This is a genomic window from Wolbachia endosymbiont of Drosophila bocki, from assembly GCF_028982005.1.
Taxonomy (GTDB): domain Bacteria; phylum Pseudomonadota; class Alphaproteobacteria; order Rickettsiales; family Anaplasmataceae; genus Wolbachia; species Wolbachia pipientis.
Genome location: NZ_JAPQLG010000077.1, coordinates 1 through 3,549, shown reverse-complemented (window position 1 = coordinate 3,549; position 3,549 = coordinate 1). Strand labels below are relative to the sequence as shown.

The 3,549-nt window shown below is 30.7% G+C and carries 2 protein-coding genes; both read left to right on the top strand.

What is annotated here, in order from left to right; translation table 11 throughout:
- Positions 1-16: 16 nt before the first annotated feature.
- Positions 17-376, top strand: a complete 360-nt coding sequence (locus OZD61_RS01500) for a helicase-related protein (RefSeq protein ID WP_274979591.1) — start codon at positions 17-19, stop codon at positions 374-376.
- Between the two features lie 342 nt (positions 377-718).
- Positions 719-3,549: DEAD/DEAH box helicase family protein (locus OZD61_RS01495; protein ID WP_274979590.1), on the top strand; the 2,831-nt coding region annotated here is incomplete at its 3' end.

Genomic DNA, 3,549 nt, shown 5'->3' with positions numbered 1-3,549 from the left:
ACCAGCTTGCAAATGATTGTCCTTTCCTTCATTTCTCTCCTATTACGAAGATTTTAAACAGGTTCTTATAGTGTCTTTAAAAGCTGGAGGAACAGGACTTAATTTAACAGCAGCAAATCATGTAATACATTATGACTTATGGTGGAATCCAGCAGTAGAAGCACAAGCAACAGATCGGGCCTATCGTATCGGGCAAGAACGTAATGTTATGGTGTACAGGCTACTTTCAACAGGTACATTTGAAGAGCGTATTGATGAGATGATTCAAAGCAAGAAGGAATTAGCAAACCTAACTATAAGTAGTGGCGAGAGTTGGATTACAGAATTTAACAACGATCAATTAAGAGATTTAGTTAATATAAAAAATGCACTATAGAACTTATAAAGTTTATATGTTGCTGTATTCAAAAAAAAATCAAAAATTTTCTGTTTTTTCTACTTACAACAGGTTATACAAAACTTAAGTAGAGAAATTTTTTTATGATGTACGAGATGATTTTTTGACTGATTTCAATACTGTAAAACCATAGCAGTTAGATGTATACACCCTATTGTTGCGGCCTGTTTGTATGAGCTTATACCATATATTTATGCCTTTTCCTCTATCGAAGCGGTCTTGAATAGCAATGATTAGGATATTCTGTAGTGTTAATTGACTTTTTATACTATTTGCATATAATTGTACGTAAATAATGTTGTTAATTATATAAAATCTATTATGAGTATTGAAAAGCAGAAGCTAGACATTGAAAATATTGTTAAAGCGGGAAAAAAAGTATATCTAGGATACCTTTTGCTAGATATAATTAATGATAAAAAAAACAGTTATTTTACTATAAATAACAAGAGGGGCTTATCATTAAATGAATACGTAACAGAGTCAATTAAGGAAGAAAAGGCAGATAAATTTTCTAAGCAAGTAAAGATAGGAAAAAAGAATTGCAAAATTCATATAGAAAAAAACTCTGATGATAAATATGATGTAAAGATTACTGGTACTATAGTATCTGACCGTGAAGATTCAGGTTATGAAAGTGATAGCAGTCAAGGAACTCAGACTCAAAACATTGAGTTTAAACCGAAAAATAAGTATAATGACGATGATTTCCTTGATTTATGTAGTTCACATGAATTGACGTTTAGTTGTGATAATAACGGTAATTATGCTTTTAATACTAAAATAGATGAGCATATTATCGGTGGATTAGACAAAATTGATCTCTACCCAATACATATATCCAACCTTTATCAAATGATAAATTATGTAAATGGTGATACAAAAAATCCTGATGTATTAATTGCTATGGCAACAGGATCTGGAAAATCATTTACACAAGCACTATGGACTTTTGTATTAGATTTAGCAGGTTATCATGGAGTCTGTGCAGTTCATCAGGATGCTTTAGCACATCAACTAAGAGAAGATTTTTGTAGGCTATTACCAAAAAGTATCACTGATAAAGTCAAATTAGGTGATAAAGGTAAAATTGATAATATAGATCCTAATTCACATATCATCACTACTCATGATATTCTATTCAAAGAAAAATCAAGTGAGTTTGAAACTATATTCATTAAAAATAATAAATGGTGGATTAGTGTTGATGAAGCACATAAGGCAACTGAGATAGAACTATATAAAAGAAATATTGAAAATTTAAAAAATCCTATCGCATTTTTAACTGCTACACCTTCAGAAGTCATTGCTAAACGAGTTGGTTGTATTATAAATCTTTCTCTTAAAGAAAAAGAAGAGCGGGGTATTTCTAAATCACCTGCTGTAAAAACTAGAACAGCAAAAAGCCGTATCCAGGCAGCTAAGAAGAGATCCAAATTTAATTTTGGAGAAAGGATAGCACTATGGTTTGCTAGTATTATCGAGAAAGAAAGATTGAGCTCAGCACATGAATGCATTGGTAGCATTGAGGAATGTGTAATCTATAGAAAAACTACTGATCCTTTTTATGTATCAGATGGTAATGAAGGTGATATTAGAAAAAGCATAAGATGGAATGTTCATCTTCCAATAGGGGAGAAGTTTCTAGGTTTGGTTGGACGCGGCAGTCATGACTCAGTAGTCAATTTTCATCTCATGCTAAATGGTAATCAGATTGGTAGTGCATACGAAAATGGAAATAAAATTTCTCGTGAAAATGTATATGATTTTTTTGGATTAGGCGCCTTATCTGATCATGGAGAAAGATTAGATGAAGCATATTTGCAAAAATATGAAGAATCAAAACAAGAGTTGAGAAAAGCAGGTTTATGTAATTATTTGATTGATCATCATGGGTATGATTCAAATAAAGCAGAAAATTTTATAGAGAATAACGTAGACTATTCTAATAATGCTGCAAAATATCAAGAATTTCATGTTCTACATGGTATCATTGAAAATACTATCTCATATCTCACTGGTTATGATAGTATTACTTTAGATTACAAAAGACGCCACGATTTAGACTCATTAGTTAAAGAAGTTAAGGCAAAATTATCATCCAAAAATATCGGAGATACTAGAAAGCACATATCAAAAGATCTGGTTAGTGAAGGTATTCCACAAGATATAGCTGAGGGTATAGCAACTCGAGAAAGAACAGTTTTATCGGCTTTATTACAAGCCAGGGGTGACGATGCATTCCTTAAAATGATTGTTGATAATTGGGCACTTGATAAAAGAATTCATAACCAATATTTAGGGACAGATAACTGCTCCTATAGTCCTCTTTTAGCATTACAAGAATTTTGTCAAAAGCATAAAACTATCTTTTTAGTTAATGGTTTACAAAAGAGTGCTACAAAAGTTGAGGATAATAAGCCATTTTTTAACTTAAAAGAAAAAAGCTTTAAACTATCTGATGATAATCATGATAAAGAGAAGAATCTTACAAAACATAAATTAAGTACTATAGAGGCGTTAGATGATACAACGAAACAATATTATTATGAACCTAATTATTGTTCTGCAGAATACACTGAAAAAGTAGTTGATAAGCTGTGTAAGAAGGGGCTTATAGGCTCTTATATTACTAGCGAGAAGACTACTGGATTTAATGATCTAAATTTATGTAGTGTTGGCCTTATCACAGACAAAACAGATGACAATATTAACGATCCTGCTGAAATTATACAGGCTTTTGGTAGAAATAGAGGGTTAAATTGGGCAAAACAGCCAATTTTTTATCTTGTTACAAAATCAGGAGTAAAAGTAAGTTTTGATGTTAATGAGCTAACAAGAAATGGCTACATTAAAGCTCTAAATAAAGCTGATAAGAAACATCATAAAGAATTAGTGAAAAGACTTGGATCTAAGATTGCAAAACAAATACAAGATTATATTGATATAAATACTGAGCCATCAGGAGAAATTCATTCTAATCATTTAGAAAATAAATTAATTGAAATTATCTGGAATGAGTATGAGGATTTATACAATCAAAATAATCACGATAATCAAAAGACAAAAAACGATTTTATTGATGTTCTAAATGATACATATAAGATACTTTATTCTTATAGAGATAATATAAAAAAGAATTATCATCTGCC